We start from the raw sequence: 17,146 nt of genomic DNA, 5'->3' as shown, positions 1-17,146 counted from the left end.
TCCGCGAAGTGGGCTGGTCCCAAGAGCAAGTAGCCGCACACTTCCGACGCGTGGCCGCCGAGTGCGACGCCCCTGATCTGCTGCGAGTGACGCGCTCGCACATCTCCCAGTGGGTCCTGGGCTCGATGCCGGAAGGTCAGGCGCCCAGTATCTTGAGCGAGACGCTCTCGCGAGGACTCGGGCGCGTCGTCACACTGGCGCAGATCGGGCTCGCCCCGACGGAAGCAGTGATGCCGACGGCCCCCGGTTGGGACGTCGACACGGTGGCCGCGCTGGTAGACCTCGGGGACAACATGAGCATGAATCGTCGACAGGTGCTGACTACGTCGGCCTACTCTGCCGTCGGAACCGCACTGCCCCCAGAACGATGGTGGGACGAGACCCTTCAACGCGCCCAAAGCCGCGGTTCGGTCTCCCGGGCGACCGTCACGACCGCCCATGTCGAAGCCGTTCACGAAGCAATGCAGTTCTTTTCCCGGCAGGACCAGCGACTCGGCGGCCGAGCCGGCCGAGCCGCACTGATCACCTACATCAGGGACGACGTCGCCGATTACCTCGCCCGCCGCTTCCCCTCCGAAGAGGTACGCCGCGCCCTCTTTGCCGCAGCCGCCGAACTGGTCTACCTCGCCGGCTGGACGAGTTTCGATTCCGGCGACCATGGCGTGGCCCAGCACTACTTCAGCCTCGCCTTCCGCATGGCCGCCGAGGCAGATGACGCCCCCCTCGCCGGGCACATCCTTCGCGCCGCCGCGCACCAGGCCGTCGACCTCGGCCACCCCCAGCGCGCACTCGAGCTGGCCGAAGGGTCCCTCGCACAGCGCCGATACTCCTTGGCCAGCCCCCGAGAGAAGGCGCTCCTCGGAGTCGTTCACGCCCGGGCCCTCGCTGCGGCGAAGATGAGGCCCGAAGCCCGAGCAGCACTGCGCCGAGCCGAGCACGACCTGAGCAACGCCGGCACAGCGGAGGCGCCGGCCCGTGTCTTCTTCTTCTCGGAGGCAAGCCTCGCCCACGAGACCGCCTGCACGCTGCGAGACTTGGGCGACCTGAAGAGCGCCCAGACCGAATTCCAGCGCAGCGTTCGCACCCGTGCGCTCCCCTTTGCGCGGACACATGCCGTCACGCTCGGGTACCTGGGAGCCGTCCAAGTGCGTCAAGGCCAAGTCGAGGCAGCATGCGCGACCTGGTCCCAAGCCCTCGACACCATGGACGGCATCCAGTCTGGCCGGGTCCGCGACACCGTAGTGCAGATGCGCCGCGCTCTCTCCCCTGTGCGGGCCCGCGGCGGCCGCACAGCCACCGAACTCGACCAGCGCGCCCAGGCAGTTCTCCGCGGCGTAGGCTGACCGCGCCATCGCAACTGCGGTGCACGGCGCGACTCCTCGCGGAGCACCATGAACGACGAGAACGAAGGGGAACCTGTGCCCGCACACTCCATCGAAGTCCCAGTGATCGGCACAGTCGTCGGCGGTCACGCCGGGCGCCTGGACGACTACAAGGGGGGTGTGGAGTCGATCATCCGGCTCCGGCCGGAGTACCCCGTCGAGACTCTGAAAGGGATCGAGGAGTTCTCGCACCTGCAGGTCATCTGGTTCTTCAGCGAGGGCTCGCCCGACGATGTCGCGCTGCACGCTCGTAGCCCTCGCGATAACCCGGCCTGGCCAGCGACGGGCACCTTCGTGCACCACAACCATCGTCGCCCGCCGCGCCTGGGGACGTCCTTCCCTAAACTGCTGCGCGTCGACGGTCTCGATCTGCATGTGACGGACCTGGACGCAGATGACGGAACACCTGTCATTGACCTTGTGGCCGTGTTCAGGGAGATGCTTCCGCGAGGCGTCGTCACACAGCCTGCGTGGCCGACCGAGATGCTCGAGAACTACTGGGCACCGGCGAGCGACCGGCCGCAGTAACCGGACGCCAGCACTTGCCGTAGGGCTGCCGGCTGCCGGACACATGTCGACCGGCAGCAGCCACCGCCTGCCTTGCGGCTTGCCGCCGAGGCGAGCGCGTTCGACTCGGTGCTCACGCTCCCGAAATGGTCGCGAGGCGCCAAGGAGGCTTGCTGCGTCAATGGTCCCCGTCGCCCTTCGCGCCGTCCGTGCTTCTCGCACGGCCAGGAGTGGGTGGACTGGCACGGTCCCAAACACCAGGGTCCCCTCCGAGGTGGCGGCGGCGGACATCGCCCTCAAGCCGCTGCCTGATCGGCTGCGGTCGTGGCAAGAGTCTGGGGTCGGTGTAGATCGACATGCATCGCTGTGGCGATATCGCTACAGCGATATCGATCTGCGCATAGCCTGTAACTAGCAGTGAGTTCGGTCTAACTCGGTACGACAGGTGCTGCCATGAAGATGCCGATCCGCGTGTGCGGCAAGTGCGGGAACACGCTGAGTCAGTACAACCCGGAGCCCATGTGCGCACCCTGCTCACGTACCGGCACCGCGCCCACGGTCCCTGACCGCGCCTGGCGCGACGAGCAGGTGCAACGAGCCCTTGCTGCTTGGGACTTCGGGGAATTACTTCGCTTGTTGCGGCGTCGGTCGGGACTGTCCCAGATGGATGTACGCGCCCTAACTGGGCTCACCCAGTCGTACATCTCCGACCTGGAGAACGGTCGCAAGCAGCTGGGAGGCCGCGATTCCATCATCGATCTCCTCAACGGTCTGGGCCTTCCCTCGGACTTGCGACCGCTTCTCCTGGCGCCCCTTGCAGACCGGCATCAGACAGCGGTTTCGGACACGCTCGATCCCGCGATGCCGTGGACAGCGGACCGTATGGTGACGTCACTTGAAGTTGCTGTCGGAGGTCCCATGAAGCGTCGAAGCGTGCTGACCGCCTTGAGCGGAGCCGGTCTCACTCAATACGTCCTGCAGTCGGCCATCGCCCCTACTGAGGCACTGGCCGCGGACGCTCGAGACGGAACACGAGTGACCAAGCCGCTCCTCACCTCACTTCAGACCACCACAGATGAACTGAGGCAGCTGGACGCGAGCAGCGGCAGTGGAACCCTGGCCAGCACGGCCAAGCAGCACCTGAAAGTCCTCCTGGGGTTGATGAAAACCGGAACCTACGACGAGCGGACGGGCCGGCAACTCGCGGCAGTAACAGCTGACACGGCCATCCAGACCGGGTGGTACACATTCGATGGCGGCAAGCACGAAGAGGCTCAACGGCTGTTCCTGGGCGCGCTGCGTGCAGCTCATGCCTCGGCGGACTCCAGGCTCCGAGCCGGCGCACTTTCATTCCTGGCCATTCACGGCTACTCGGTCGGTGACCCTCGCGAGGCGGTCACCGCAGCCCGGACAGCACGTCAGGGCATAAGCGACCAGGATGCGCCCGCCCTGCACGCCATGCTCCTTACGCGGCAGGCTCGAGGCCACGCTCGGCTCCGCGAGGAACGGCACGCGCTGGCGGCCCTGGCGGAAGCAGAAGCGCTGTGCGCTAACGGACCCGGCGAGGACGACCCGCACTGGCTGTACTGGATCAACCCTGGCGAAATCCTCGGCCAGCGAGGCAGCTGCTTCCTCGAACTGGGCCGTCCGACGGAAGCCGCCACGGCCTTCGCTGCAGCCCGCGGCGTACTGAGCCGAGAGGAAACCCGCACGAGGGCCCAGTTCCTCTCCCGGGCAGCAACAGCGCAAATGCGAGCGGGTGACGCCGATGCCGGCTGCGCTACCGGACAGGAAGTGCTCACCATGGTGGACGGAATCCAGTCCGCTCGTCTTGACGAACATCTGCGCTTGATGCTGCGTGAGGCTCGCCAGTTCAAGAATGCGGCGCCTGTCCGTCCGCTCCTCGACCGGGGCGAAGCTCTCCTCAAGGAGCGAGCTCTCGCATGATCTTGGTTCTCTGGGACATCGACCGGACGCTGCTATACGTCGGTAACACCGACCGCTTGGTGTACCGCGAAGTCTTCCGCGAAATAGTTGGCCGTGACGCGCAGCAACTCCCCGCCCGGGGGACTGGCGTCACCATGCCGCTTGCAGTGCGAGAGCTCCTCTCCGCCAACGGAGTCCCCGAAGCGGACACCGATGAACTCGCGCGCCTGATGGTTGACCGCCTGCCCGGACAGCTAAATCGGCATCGGGAGGAATTGCGTCGCGACGGGCACCTGATGCCCGGAGCTGTCGAGGCCATGGTGGCGGTTCACCAGTCCCAGCTATTCGTCCCGACGATCGTCACCGGCAACCTCAGAGCGAGCGCAGAAATCAAGCTGTCCGCTTTTTCCCTCACGGACTACGTCGACATGACCGTCGGAGGATACGCCTCCGACGACTCCCATCGGCCTGCCCTGGTACGGATCGCCCAAAGCAGAGCCACGGCGGTGTACGACCACCCCTTCAACCGCCAGAACACCGTCATTATCGGAGACTCCCTCCAAGACGTCCGCACAGGACAGCAGGGGGGAGCGGCAGTCGTCGGTGTTGCCTCGGGAACGACCTCGGCTGAGCGTTTGGCGGCCGCAGGAGCCGACTACGTCATAGCGGATCTCACCGACCCGGGGCGAGTCGTGGAACTGATCCACACGGTCGCAGGGCGCGCCGCGCCGTAAGAGTAAGCGCTGGGTGAGTACGCGCGCGGTCCGGCAGCTTTGGCACTCACCGCGGCATTGGGCTACCGGACCGGCTTCTGCTCCCTACAGTTGCCGGGCCGAGCCGCGGCCGCTTCCGGCGTTGCCGTGCGATCGCATCCGTGATCGAGGGGCGGGCTACATGGCCCGTTTGAGGAGCACTTCTTCCCGGGTACACGTACGCGCGTTGCCATCGTCCGCGGCCGGCAACCGTGTCCTCGACGAAGCAGAAGTCTTCGCTCCAGGCCTGCAGCGGGGACGTCCTGGAACCACAGGGCGTTCAGGAGATGCAGACTGAAATGCATAGCGCCCCGATGATCATGTACGGGCCGAACGCTACACGCCCTCGTACACGTCCGCGTGCGAGGTTGACTACGGCGCCGAGGGCGAACATCGCGAAGGTTCCGAGGAACACGCTGGCCCAGCTGTGCCAGCCGAGCAGGGCCCCGAGAGTGGGGGCGAGTTTCACGTCGCCGAGTCCGACGCCGCTGAAGGTCATGAGGAAGAAGACGGTCCCGAGTGCCGCCGCGGCAGCGAAGGAGCGGAGGAGGCTGCCTTGTTCTCCGTTCGCTGCGGCACCTCCCAGCAGGACGATGACCCCGACGAAGGCCGGGAGGGTGAGGAAATTCGGGAGCCGGTTCACCTTCGCGTCGATCAGAGCCAGCGCCGTTCCGCATGCGGCGATCCAGTAGTGCGCCGCGGCTATCCAGCCGGTCAGACCGCTCGCGACGATGAGGGCGAATGCGAGTGCGGCCATCGCCTCCGGGAGACCGCGGTTGGTACACCAGGGGGTCCGGCACGCCGCGCATCGGCCGCGTGGCGGGGCAAGGAGCCGAATGGCTACCCGGGCCGGTGTTCCACAGGCGGGGCAGGAGCGCCGGAGCGGTGCGTCGGCGGGAACGGTCCAGGCGAACAGCAAGGGCCGTGCGGCCGTCCCGACTAGGAGGCCGGTGAGCAGGGCGACGGTAGTCGTCAGCGCGGTCATCACGGCAGCCCCCGAGCGGTGTCGTTCGACTCCCGGCATATGCCGAGATCTTGGAGCCTAGGTGAGTCGCGCTGTCGGTTCGACCCTGTTCGGCCTTATGGCGAAGACAACGACCAGGTCACAGGGTGCTCCATGGGTCAATACGCGGTGGATGGGGAGGGCGCGCGCTCCTACCGTTCAGATTCGGAAGCGCGATCGCCGAGAACTGCGGAGGCGCGGAATGTCACACGGTCGCCGCTGAGCACACCTCTATGGGCGATGGCGCTGCGCGCACTGGCACGACGAAGGGGGCACGGGTCCATGACGACGACCGCTGATTTCGGCAAGGCGGTACCGGCCGGGCAACACGGGCGCCGCCGGGTCGTCTGGACCCGCGGGCGTCGGGTGACGTTCGAAGTCATTGGGTTCGGCTCGCTCCTGATCGCCCTGACGGGCTTCGTCGGCTCCTACACGGCAGTACGCGATCTGGCGACAGAGAGGGGATTTGGTTGGTTCGCAGGCATCTTTCCGCTTGGTATAGATATCGGCATTATCGTGATGTTGAGCCTTGATCTCGCCCTGACTTGGGTGGACTTGCGATACCCGCTACTGCGGCGCATTGCGTGGCTGCTGACCATCGCCACGGTGGCGTTCAATGCAATGGCCGCATATCCGGATATACTTGCCTCAACCATGCATGCGACGATTCCGCTGCTGTTCATCGCGATCACCGAGGCTGTCCGGCACGCGGTCCAGACCGCGACGGCCCGTGACGCGGGGACAGAGGACTTCGCGCTCTCGCTGGGCCGCTGGCTACTCGCCCCGTGGTCGACATGGCTGATCTGGCGCAGCAGGAAGCTTTGGCCGAGCACGATTCCCTCGTACGAGGTAGCGCTTGAGCTGTATCAGGAGAAGCTGGAGTACCGCCAGGAGCTCCGCGACGCGTACGGATGGCGTTGGCGCAGGAAGGCGAGGCGTGAAGAGCTCCGGCCGCTGCGCCGCAGCCGTCTTGGGTACGCGGTCCGTCCTGCGGGGGCGCCGACACCGACACCTGTGCAGCCGGTTGATCACGAGCTTGTGCCAGCCGTCGCGCATTCTCCCGAGGGCCTCCCTGGTCGGGGCCTTCCGGCTCCTATGGAGTCCGGCGCTGCGCAGGCGCCGGAGAGTCCCGTCGACCACTCCCGGTCACAGTCGCCGGGAGAGTCCGCGGCGGCCGTCACGGAGCCCGAAGGGGAGACCGCCCTCGACCATCCCGGCGAAGACCTGCTCGCGGACGACACTGCCACGTCTGAGGAAGCTGAGGATTCCGCGGACGAACTGGATGCCGACACGAACAGCGGTGACGAGGTGGACGGCGATGAAGAGGTCACGGAGGCCGACGAAGACGCGGACGAAGACGCCGATGAGGAGGATGACGGCCAGGTTGATCCCCTGCCGGCGATCGACTTGGGAACCGCCCCGGAGAACGAGAGCAAGCGGCAGCGAGCCGAACGGATCTACCTCGCCCACCAGGTCGCAGGTGTCGAGCTCACACGCAAGAACCTCACCCGGTGGGCCGGATATCAGAAGGCTGGCTCAGGCCGCACCGCCTATGTCGAGCTGGAGCGGAAGTACGGGCCGATCGTCGTCCGAGCCGATGAAGCGAACCACGTTCTGCATGAGGAGCTGTCGCCCGCACACTCCTAGCAGTCGGCCGGTGACGATCTGGCGGCAGGCGGATTGCGTTCAGTCGTCGGCGGGAGCGCTGCCGAGCCATGCGATGGGCCGGCCGTCCGCGGTCTTGCCCCAGTGCAGGCCGCTGTCGGCGTCGTGATCCTTGTCCAGCAGGCAGGCCCGGCCGTGAGCGCCGTGCCTACCGGACAGATCTGGACGAACAGGTCGGTGTTGCCTTCCCGTAGCGCCCGCTCCCACCGTTCCACTTCAGCCTGGTACATCTCGCTTATCAGCGTGCCGAGGTGAAACTCGTGTTCCTGGATCTCCTGGCCGAGCTGCCGTACGGCGGGATCGGACATCACGAACTCGACCCGTGCGTGTGCATCGCGGTGGTCCCGGGTCCGGGTCTGGCGCCGCAGGGTCTCCGCACTGTGCTGGCCCTCCACCCGTCGTTGCCCCTCTCGCGTTGGCCGGGCCGTCTGGGCCCCTGTTCAGGGGGACATTCGCCGCCCGGGCCGACGCCGCGAACAGGTCATCTCGCCATGCTCGGCCGGGAGTCACGCTGACGGCCGCGATTGCCGACCACCACTTCCCACCACCGCCAAGAGGCGTAGTCGGGCGGACTGCCGTAGTGCGCTGCCTTTCCCGCCTGGGGGGTGTCCGTGTGGTCGCTCGCCCGCCGCGAACGGTGGGCAACTCAGGGCAGTTCGCAGCCGTACTTTTCAAGCACCGTGCGGGTGGCACTGTCCCTCGGACCCAGCGGGTGCGTACCCCCGTCCTCGGCCGGGCCGAGTCGCAGCGTCGTGTCCCCGCTGATCGGGCGGACCACCAGCGTCTTGCCCACGATCTCGGATTGGATCTCATCGAGCCGGTAGGGGCTGGCGGCCAGGCAACTGCTGGTGAACTGGCGCTCGAACCGGTCGAGAGGATCGGCGAAAAAGTATCCCGTCACAGGGCCCTGGGCCTGCATCACAAGGTAGGCCGCGGCCGCCGCTGCGATGCCGGGTACCGCAGCGGTGGTACCCGGCAGCCGCATCAGGCGCGGACCGAATCGGTACACGACTCCGGCGCCCAGCCCCGCCACCGCGACGGAGGTGAGCAGGAACGGCGTCGGATGGTCGGTGAGGACCCGTGCCTGTATCGCCACCGACCACGGGATGGCGGCGAGCATGAGCACCAGCCACCCGAGCCCGCCCACCGTGATGACCTGAGCCGCACTCAGCTTGCCCGGCCACTGGTCCAAGGACGGCACCGCCTGCTGCTCGCGACCAACCCAGCGGGCCGCTCCCCGCCAAGCGGCTGCGGGCACCACTGCCCGCCCTGACGGTGCGGCCGCGGGACCATGGTGGTGTTCGAGTAGCCGCAGCACTACTGCGCCGAAGTTCTCCGCGCGTTCGTGCACGGCTTGCTCATCGCTCTCCAGCTGGCGCAGTTCCGTCCCACGCCCCGGCTGCACCCGCCGGCCGCTCCCTCGGGCCAAGGACTGGTTGACCCAGTGCCCGGGGTCGGGGAATCCCGGCACCGTCGGCGCGGTCCTCCCGGCGTCGAACTGCGACGACGAGCGGTCCGGGATGTACGCCTCGTAGAGGCGGGGGCTCTTCCGGTGGCCGTGCAGACTCGCCTGCAGCGCTCTGATCGCCTCGGCGACATCGTCCAGCAGGACGTCGGGACCGGCCGCCTCGACCTGGGCGAGCAGCTTTGGTCCGGGCAGTGCCCGCCACACACCACCACTGCGATCCTGCGCCCGTGCCTTCCAGAGTTGGCGCAGCGGACGCGGCCACACTACGGCGACCGGCATCCGCACCGGCGGTCGGCCCTGGGCGAGGTGCGCGCGCAGCAGCGCGACGGCACACCGAAGGTAGTCCGCTTCGCACACCCGCCAGAGCGCCACGGCCGTGGTCAGCCGGACATGACTGGCTTCACCCGCGACGAAGGCCGCCTGGCATTCCTCGACGCGCTCATTTGCCGCGCGCACGGCTTCGCCCTGCGCGCGCAGAGCCTCGATCACCTTCCCCCATCGGGCGTGTGCCATCTGCGACTACCCCTCCCTCACCGTCTGCCAGAGGCTATCCAACGACGCCGACGTGCGTAAGGGCAGTTCACGGCCGACCGGCTGAGCAGGCCGGGCGCCGGAATCACGAACCTCCGCGCCGCGGGATCCGAAACAGGCGCTGCCATCGCCGTGCCAACGGGGCCTGGGCGGCGGGCGCCGCGGAGGCAGGAGCGGGCGGCACGAACGGCGGGTTGACGGGGCGCGGAGGGATCACCGCGTCCGTCGGGCCGCCGCTCGCGTGCTCGCCTGACGTGGTCTGCCCGGTGTCCACCGGATCCGGCTCCGCCTCCTGTGACACGGAGGAGGCCGTCTCCGGAGCGGGATCCGCAGCCCCGGCGGCTTCTGCGGGCGCCGGTGCGGGCTCGGCTTCCGACACAGCGGGCGGCGGAGAGTGCACGGCGGCGTACACCTCCCGGGCGCGCTGGTTTCGCCAGTTGAACCGGCTCTCCTGAACGGTGTAGAGCTCGTCCATCACGTGGTGCGCGTCGGCGGGCCGGAAGGTGCCCCGTGTACGCGTGAGGGAGGCGAACGCGATGGGCACCAGGCCCCAGGTGTCGGCGTCGGGCGCAGGGCGCGGCTTGCTGATCCTCCAGTCCTCCCGCGGATCCGATCGCCACCGCGGCCAGCTGGTCCAGTCCTGCCCGCTCTGTACCGGGTGACGGAAGCGACGAATGCCGTAGGGGACGAGGACGACCTTCCCGTCGAGCCAGTACACGTGCCCGCCGGCCGCGCGGATGGCTTCCTGCTGCTCGTTGGGAGCCACCTGCTCGTGCACCACGTCCCTGCCGCGCAACCACACGGGATGCGGATCGAGTTGATTGAACTGGGAGAGGTCCCGTTTGAGGAACCACACGTGCTGCGCGCCGGCATGCTCGTCCCGCACCGCTCGGATCCTGCGGCGGATCGCCTCCGTCCCCGGCAGCGCCTGGGTCGGAGCTTCGATGACCACGGTGGTGGTGCCGCACTGGGCGATGACCGCGGGTGGCATCCCGGACGGGTCCGTCGGGTCCTCACCGGGCGAGGTGGTGGTGCAGTGCGCGATGCCGGCAAGAGCGCGGATCTGCTCGCGTAGGCGGATCACGACTTCGTCAGCGGCGTCGAGCAAGGCCTCTTCCTCCGGCCTGCTGCAGCCCTCTCCGCCGCGATGGGCGAAGTGCGGCTGGACCTTTGAGTCGGTCTTGGTTCCCTTGAGGATCAGCCACTCCCGGCAGGCCCGGCAACGGTAGCGGCCGCCGGCCAGGCCCGGCGGCAGGCCCTTGATGTCGTCGTCGGCCCAGACGACCTTCGTCGCTTCTTTATCCCAGGCGCTCCTACCCATGCGGCTGATCATGTACGGCGGCGGTACTCGGCCGCCAGAGTGCCGCCCGCCCGGCGGGCGGGAGCCGGCAACGTGCCCTGTCCGACGGGAAGGACCGGCCGTATCCTCCCGCTCTGCGGGCCGCGTTCGGGTGCCGCGGCGATGCCCGGGTCAGCGCGCCGGCTCGGTGGCCGGGATCCAGCCGGGTTCGGGGTCGGCGGGGTCGGCCAGGACCGCGGTGAGACGCTCGGCGGTGATGTACGGGACGTGGGGGTCGGCGAGAAACGAGGCCGGCTCCATGGTGCGGGTGACCATCAGGGGCAGGACGCGCCAGTCCTGTTCGCCGGTGACGCCGCAGGCCGCGGCTGCCTGGCCGGGGTGGGCAGCGACGGTGGCGGCCTTGGCCAGGAGCTTGTCGCGGTAGCGGGTCGTGAACTTCTGGATGTGCTGGAGCAGCGCGTGGGGTGCGACGGCCCCGGTGGGGTTCTTCGCCTCGATCACCCACAGCCGGCCGGTTGCCGGATCGGCAACGAGGAGGTCGATCTCCCCGACCAGACCGGGGATGCCGAGGCCGGCGGCTGTCTTCTCCAAGAGACGGAACCGGTGCGGAAGTCCGGCGGTACGGACTGCTTCGCTGATCTCGCGCTCGAGGTGCTGGTCGAGCTGCTGGCGGTGGCGGAGCAGCGCCTGCGCGACCGGGACGGGCAGGTCGGGGTGCGGGAGCCGGCCGTCGTCGAGATAGGCCGCGTACGCCTCGCGGGCGAGCCAGGGCAGGACCAGGAGCGTCTCGCCGGCGTCGATCAGGGGATGCGTCAAGGGCCGGGACCGGCGTTCGACTTCGGTGTAGGCGTGCGGGCCGGTGCCGGCGGCGTTGCCGGGGTGCAGGCGGAGCCGGTCAACGGCCGCGCGGATGTGGTCGGCGGGCAGCGCGGACCAGGTGACGGTCTCGGCCACCAGGTCCTCGGTGGTGACAGCGGCGGTTCCGTCCGGTCCGGTGGGCCAGTCGGACGCGGTGGCAAGGACTGCGCCGAGCCCGGCGATGCCGCAGCCCCAGTGCTGGTGAAGCAGCCGGTCGGCGTGCTCGAGCTGGCTGCCGGCGGGCAGCTCAGGCGCGGTGAAGGCAGTCTCGGTGCGTACGGCCGAGGCGCAGAGTACGGAGGCGGCATCGGGGAGTTCAGGCTACGCGGCGATGGCCTGTGCGATCAGGCGCTGTTGTCTGGCGCGGTGGTAGGCGTCGGCGTCGCAGCCCAGGTGCTCGCCGCTCCCGGCGCCCTGTGCTGGCCCGCTCTCGGTTTCGCCGGGGTCCGGGCCGGAGGTGAGGGTGAAGACGCCGCTGGGGTCGATGTCCAGGTGAAGGTCGTGCAGGCGGCGGGCCGCGGAGACCGCGGTGATGCCGCTGTGCAGCACCAGTTCTGCCAAAGCCACGAGTTCGGCGACAGCGAGGACGTCGACGGGCCGGCCACCGGCGGGCGGCCCGGCCAGCGCCTGCTGCGGCAGCAGGTGCAGAGCGGAAGCGGCCCTCGCTCCGTCGACCTGGCGCTGTCCGGCCTCGGGAATCCAGTTCGCCGCCCAAGGGGCAGCGAGGTTCACCGCGCTCTGCTGGGCCGAGCGGGTGCGATCGACCCAGGCGGCGTTCAACTGCCGCGCCAACTCACCGAGCAGAGAGGGCTGATAGGCGCGGATCTGCTCGTCGAGTTCACCCTCCAGCGCGTGCAGCAGCTGCTTGGCGGGCCCGCCCCGGCGGTAGGCATCGGGGCCGTACCAGGTGCCGGCCGGTACGCCCGCGCGCCGCACGGCGCCGGCCGCGGTGCGCAGGGCCCGCGCGTGCACGTGCCGGGATCGCGGCAAGGTGAAGAGGGGGCCGTGGCGGGCCACGCGTTGGTGGCGGCAGTCAGGCGCAGGACCGGGAACGCAGAATCCCAGGCCACGGTGAAGACGTCGGCGTCGGTGCCCGGTCCGGCGCCGCGGCCGCGGCGGACCTGCTCGATCAGATGGTGCAAGAGCCGGCCCAGGATGTGGTGCCCCTGGCTGCCGTCGCCGGTGAACACCGCGAGCAGCGGAGGGTCGATGTCGATGCCGATCCGCCCGGCCTCCGGGTCCGCACCGGCCCGCAGCAGCAGCCACTCCTCCATCACCGCGTCACCATCCCCGCTCGCGCCGCCTCCCGCAGGCCTGGGCGAAGCGGTGTCCGGATCCGGGCCGGCCGGGTGCGGATGGGCCTGGTGCGCGACCGTCACCTGCACGAGGAGCGGCGCACCGCCGGGGAGCGCGGCGTGGGCGGCGGCCGGCGCGATGGTGGTGAGCGCGGTGCGCAGCGAATCGGCGAGTCCGGCGATACCGGCCGCGTCCAGGACGGCACCCGGCTCGCGGGAGGGAACAGCGACGATCACCAGCGGAGGGACGGTAGCCGCCCGTACCACCACCGCTCCCGACGTGACGTCCTCAAGGTCGGCGTACACGCCGGACACGCCCGCCTCTGGTGCACTCAGCCGTGCGTGCCGGAAGTCCCCGGCGAGCGGGAGCCCGGCGCCCGGCCATGACCTCGTCGACGCTGACGCGTGCGGCGGCCCGATCCCAGACCTCGTCGCGTACGGCCTCGGGGACCATGGCGACATCGTCGCCGTCGGGGCCGGGCGCCAGCAGCGTCCCGCCGCGGCGCCAGGCCGACCAGGCGTCGAGCGCGTCGCGGTAGAAAACGCCGTGCACACCGGGATGCTCGGTCAGCTCCAGCACGAACAGAGCCAGCGCCGCGAGGTCGCCCTCGGCGTCGTGCAGGATCTCGGCCACCTCCTCCACGTGCAGGAAGAGGGTGTCGCGGATCAGCTCGGGCCCGAGGAACCGGGGGCCGCCGTAGACCACGAGCCGGCCGCGGCCTGCCGGCACGTCGGCGTCGGCGAGCGCGGCCCGGCCTTCCTCGACGCGCACACCCAGGGCGCCGTCCGCGACAGCGCTGACGACGGCGATGTCGTGGCGATGGCTGGGGGAGGAGAGCAGACACACCGGGCCCGGCCGGGCGGGAACAGCTTCCAGGCCCAGCAGTTGGGCGAGCCGAGCAACTGTCAGCTCCTGCATTCGTGCCTCGGCCGCCTCCAGGCCGGCCGGAGGCAGCGAGGTGAGCAGGCGGGCGACGGCCGGGGCGGCGGCCTCCGTCGCGGCGCAGGCCGGCACGGGCAGACGCCGGCCGTGCGCGGTCACCGCCAGGACCGGGCCGAGCAGCGGCATGTCCGGGTGGTAGCGCAGCGGCAGATCCTCGATGCGACACGTCAGCCACTGCAGTGCCCGCTCGGCGCGCTCCGGGCACCGAGCGGCCTGCACAAGTTCCGCGGGATCCGCGCAGGCGATTGCGGCGGCCGCGCGGACCTCGGCGGGCGTTACCCGGCAGGAGACCTCGCACCCCTCCTCGCCGACCGGCGCGGTCTCGGGCTCCGGCCAGGCCGCACAGAGCGCGGCGAGGCTCCGGTCGGTCAGGCGCAACACCAGCTCAAGGACGTCCTCCGCCCCGAATCCGAGAACCTCATGGAGAGCCTCGTCGACGGCCGCCGCCATCAGCTTCAGGGTGCGCAGGACCAGCAAGGAGTGGGCGAGTTGCCCGGGGTGGACCAGCAGTTGGTCTCCGGCCACGGTGAACCGCACCCGGTCACGGACATCCCCCGGATCCCGATCGGTCACGACGCCGCGCCCGGGTGCGGCCCGCACGGACGCCTCCACCAGTACGGGCAGGTCGGCGGCGCCGGCAGGGATGCCACCGCGGGCCGGGGTGCGCAGGACGCGGGTGAACAGCAGCAACAGGTGATCATGAAAGCGGGCGCTGTCCGGCGCGACGGGCGCCGCCTGGAGGAGCACGATCAGCGAGTCGGTCGAAAACCGCGCCATGGCCCGGTCAAGGGCCTTCCACTCCACGCGGCGGTGCTGTGCGGAGGTGAGGTGCCTGGCGGTCATCGTGCGTCCGTTCCCCGAACCGGCTGATCTGGGGAGACAGCCTCGCAGGCAACTCCCCAACTGCGCGCCCGTTTTGCTCCGATGACGCCTCCCGGGTGCCGTCCGGGACTGTCCCACAGGGGCGGGCCGTCCGACATCACCTGGGTTGCGGGCGCGAAACGGCCCCAGCTGCCACGCACGGGGGGACGTGACGGCCAGGGCGCGTTGTCGCCAGCCTAGCGACGAAATGGTGTGAAGAAGGTGTGATCGAGCAGACTGGGCCGAGTCGTCTAGCCGATGGTTGGCTCTATTGACGATGTACAACGGCGATTCGGCAGCACTTCGGACTCCGGCTCACTTTCTCTCGTGGTCGTCCATTCCGGGGAACGGCCGCTCAGGTCTCCCGACGTCAGGGAGCCGGGCATCGCTGCGCGGATCCAGTTGGTGGAGTCAGCGCAGGGCCTTCGCGAAGACTGATCGGTTGGCAGCTGTGTAGCTGTGTTCGGCCTTGGGACTGGTAGGCCCGCATGTTGAGGTGTCGCGTATTCGCGGCTGAGGCCCACGGACCATGACGCTGGGTGAGAAGTCGGGCCGGTTGATTGGGTCTGGCATGATCGCGCGGTGAGTGATGCGAGGCTGCTGGCCGTGGAGGCCGTTGAGTCACATGTCCGTGCGTTCTTCGAGGGGCATTCCGTTGAGGTCGTCGTCTGCGACCTGGGGCCGGAACGGCGCGAGGTCCTGCCCGACCTGCGGGTTCTCGTTGTCGGCCCCGGTCCACGCAGCGATAGCTGGGCCTATGTGACCGCCGGGTGCTGGGCCGCGATGGAGAAGGACGGTCACGGGCTTGAGTTCGTCATGACCGCCCACGTCCGCGACCAGCAGTTCATTGACCTCATGGCCATGATCACGTACTACCACTGCGGTGGACATCAGCTCGACCTGGAGCACAGCATGCCGATCGGTGAACCATGGGTGCCGGGCTCGAACTGCGACCACCTGCTGATCAGCCTGCCCTATCTCCACGGACCTGACCTTGAACACTGTCCGCTGCCCGGGGGGCACGCCCGCATCCTGTGGACCTTGCCTGTGACGGCCGCCGAAATCGAGTTCCGCAGGCATCAGGGTCATGAGGCGTTGGAGCAGCTCTTCGACGAGGCGGAGATCATTCCCACTGATCCTTTCCGCGCATCGGTCGTGTGAGACAACGACCGAACCTCTCCCGGCGGTCACCGCGAGTGATCACCAGGAGCGTATCGGCTCCAGGTTCCGCCAGCTTCGGTCACCAGGCGGGTGGCGGTCTTGTCGTGGTAGCCGAGTGCTTTCGCGATGACGGGGGCCGGAGCTTGGAGGACGAGCTGACGGATCGCGGAGGTTCTGCCGCGCTGTGGAGGGACGCCGATCTCACGCAGATGGACTTGCAGGCTGACCGGGTTCATCGGCTGTCCGGGCTGACGGCCGGGGAAGAGCCACTGTGAGCTCCTGCTGCTGGCGTAGGGCAGGTGTTGCCGGGACTGGATGTAGGCCCGCATCAGGTCGGCGACGGGCTCCGGCAGCGGTGACGGCGGGTCTCCCAGCTGGACGGTGACGGTGGTCTCGTCGTCGGTGATGTCGTCGATGGTGAGGCGGACGATGCGGCTGACGGGTTGCGCGTAGAGGAGAACGAGCGCGGCGGCGACCCGGGCCCGCAGGGGCAAGGAGTCGTCGTTGAGGACCCGGCGGAGGATCGCGAGCCGGCGGTGCTGGTGCAGCGGTTCCGAGTCCTGGGCGATGACCGCGGGCGGCAGCGTGAGGCGGGGCATCCTGCCGGTCTTCATGCACCACCGCAGGAATGACTGGGAGGGGCGGCGGGTGGCCAGGCTCTCGGTGTGCCAAGTGTCGATGTCAGCCTGCCGGCACTGCCCGATTGCACGTCCTCGACCGGCGAGCCATGCAAGGAAGGCACCAGCCTGGGTGACTTCCTGCTTGGTGTGGTTGGTCTGGGAGCGTCCCAGCGGTCCCTTCTCCGCCTTGGTCCGCAGGCGCCGCAACTGGTGCCAGGTGGCGAAGTGTCGTAGAAGCTTGCGGTGTTCGGGGTCTTCGATGGTGGCGAGCCGTTCGGTCAGCCAGCGTTGGTAGAGGAGGAGTTGCCGGTCGACTCGCGGGAGGACAGCGCTGTCCATCAGCAGGTCACGCAGGTGAGTGACGCTTCGCCAGGGGGTTTCCTGGTGCAGCCCGTCATGGGTGAGCGGGATACTGCCCGTGGCCAGGCCCTGGAGGAGTCGGACGACGTTGGGATTGCGCAGCCAGATGAGTCGGCTCTTGGGCCGGTCCATCTCCAGCAGGATCTTGACCAGCGGCAGGAACGCCGGGGCGACGCGGCCGGTGCCGTCGTCGAGTAGGCGGGCGAGCGTGTCGGCGAGGGTGCAGTGTTCGCAGAGGCGTCCGCCAAGCAGCAGCCCCTCGAAGCCGCAGCGATTGCAGAAGAAGTCGCGGACGATGCCCGCGCAGTCGCGGCAGATCGGTGCGCCGTCGGTGTCCCGTCCGGGCAGCAGCCGGTCGGTGTCGCAGCAGGGGCAGCGGCCGCGGACTCGCATCGCGCGGTCGTAGCAGGTTCGGCAGATCGGGCCGTCCGACCACTCGGCGGACTTCGAGGCGCGACGGCCGCAGCGTGCGCAGTCGCGGATCATCCACCGCTCGTACTCCTCGGGCGTCACC

Annotated in this window: 13 protein-coding genes; 6 read left to right on the top strand and 7 right to left on the bottom strand. The window is 69.1% G+C overall.

Translation table 11 applies throughout. The features are described 5' to 3' along the window. Nucleotides 1-50: 50 nt before the first annotated feature. The 4 genes from ACFYO5_RS34935 to ACFYO5_RS34920 all read left to right on the top strand — a co-directional run bounded on the left by ACFYO5_RS34935 (nt 51) and on the right by ACFYO5_RS34920 (nt 4,549). Entirely contained in the window at nt 51-1,343 is a 1,293-nt protein-coding gene (locus ACFYO5_RS34935) for a Tat pathway signal protein (protein ID WP_388716855.1), read from the top strand. A gap of 48 nt (nt 1,344-1,391) precedes the next feature. After that, entirely contained in the window at nt 1,392-1,910 is a 519-nt protein-coding gene (locus tag ACFYO5_RS34930; protein ID WP_388716853.1) for a TrmO family methyltransferase, read from the top strand. A gap of 432 nt (nt 1,911-2,342) precedes the next feature. After that, nucleotides 2,343-3,836 carry a helix-turn-helix domain-containing protein gene (locus tag ACFYO5_RS34925; protein ID WP_388716850.1) on the top strand — a complete coding sequence of 498 codons (1,494 nt, stop codon included), beginning with the start codon at nt 2,343-2,345 and terminating at the stop codon, nt 3,834-3,836. Further along, on the top strand, nt 3,833-4,549 hold the full coding sequence (locus ACFYO5_RS34920) for an HAD family hydrolase (RefSeq protein WP_388716847.1): 717 nt from the start codon (nt 3,833-3,835) through the stop codon (nt 4,547-4,549). The genes ACFYO5_RS34925 and ACFYO5_RS34920 overlap by 4 nt, the downstream gene beginning before the upstream one ends. Nucleotides 4,550-4,847: 298 nt before the next feature. Here ACFYO5_RS34920 and ACFYO5_RS34915 read toward each other — a convergent pair whose 3' ends face one another. Further along, nucleotides 4,848-5,324, bottom strand: coding sequence for a prepilin peptidase (locus ACFYO5_RS34915; RefSeq protein WP_388716845.1), 477 nt, complete (start codon nt 5,322-5,324; stop codon nt 4,848-4,850). Nucleotides 5,325-5,852: 528 nt separating this feature from the next. Here ACFYO5_RS34915 and ACFYO5_RS34910 point away from each other — a divergent pair. Further along, nucleotides 5,853-7,217 (top strand): DUF2637 domain-containing protein, encoded by a 1,365-nt coding sequence (locus ACFYO5_RS34910; protein WP_388716842.1) that lies wholly within the window; start codon nt 5,853-5,855, stop codon nt 7,215-7,217. A 664-nt stretch (nt 7,218-7,881) separates the two neighbouring features. Here the strand turns inward: ACFYO5_RS34910 and ACFYO5_RS34905 are convergent. The 5 genes from ACFYO5_RS34905 to ACFYO5_RS34885 form a co-directional block, all read right to left on the bottom strand. After that, nucleotides 7,882-9,192 (bottom strand): hypothetical protein, encoded by a 1,311-nt coding sequence (locus ACFYO5_RS34905; RefSeq protein ID WP_388716840.1) that lies wholly within the window; start codon nt 9,190-9,192, stop codon nt 7,882-7,884. 127 nt (nt 9,193-9,319) lie between these two features. Next, nucleotides 9,320-10,555 (bottom strand): hypothetical protein, encoded by a 1,236-nt coding sequence (locus tag ACFYO5_RS34900; protein ID WP_388716837.1) that lies wholly within the window; start codon nt 10,553-10,555, stop codon nt 9,320-9,322. Nucleotides 10,556-10,705: 150 nt separating this feature from the next. Further along, nucleotides 10,706-11,488 (bottom strand): hypothetical protein, encoded by a 783-nt coding sequence (locus ACFYO5_RS34895; RefSeq protein WP_388716834.1) that lies wholly within the window; start codon nt 11,486-11,488, stop codon nt 10,706-10,708. A 225-nt stretch (nt 11,489-11,713) separates the two neighbouring features. Further along, complete coding sequence (locus tag ACFYO5_RS34890; protein WP_388716831.1) at nt 11,714-12,364, bottom strand: hypothetical protein; 651 nt, start codon at nt 12,362-12,364, stop codon at nt 11,714-11,716. A gap of 612 nt (nt 12,365-12,976) precedes the next feature. Then, nucleotides 12,977-14,473: a hypothetical protein gene (locus tag ACFYO5_RS34885; RefSeq protein WP_388716828.1), complete on the bottom strand. Its 1,497-nt coding sequence runs from the start codon at nt 14,471-14,473 to the stop codon at nt 12,977-12,979. 600 nt (nt 14,474-15,073) lie between these two features. On the opposite strand from ACFYO5_RS34885, the gene ACFYO5_RS34880 reads away from it, so the two are divergent. After that, nucleotides 15,074-15,652, top strand: a complete 579-nt coding sequence (locus tag ACFYO5_RS34880) for a suppressor of fused domain protein (RefSeq protein WP_388716825.1) — start codon at nt 15,074-15,076, stop codon at nt 15,650-15,652. A gap of 26 nt (nt 15,653-15,678) precedes the next feature. On the opposite strand, the gene ACFYO5_RS34875 is transcribed toward ACFYO5_RS34880, so the two are convergent. Further along, on the bottom strand, nt 15,679-17,145 hold the full coding sequence (locus ACFYO5_RS34875) for a hypothetical protein (protein ID WP_388716822.1): 1,467 nt from the start codon (nt 17,143-17,145) through the stop codon (nt 15,679-15,681). Nucleotide 17,146 lies beyond the last annotated feature (1 nt).

Source organism: Streptomyces sp. NPDC006259 (assembly GCF_042870975.1).
GTDB lineage: Bacteria > Actinomycetota > Actinomycetes > Streptomycetales > Streptomycetaceae > Streptomyces.
The sequence above is the reverse complement of the archived record's forward strand: the minus strand, read 5'-3'. Positions and strand labels throughout refer to the sequence as shown.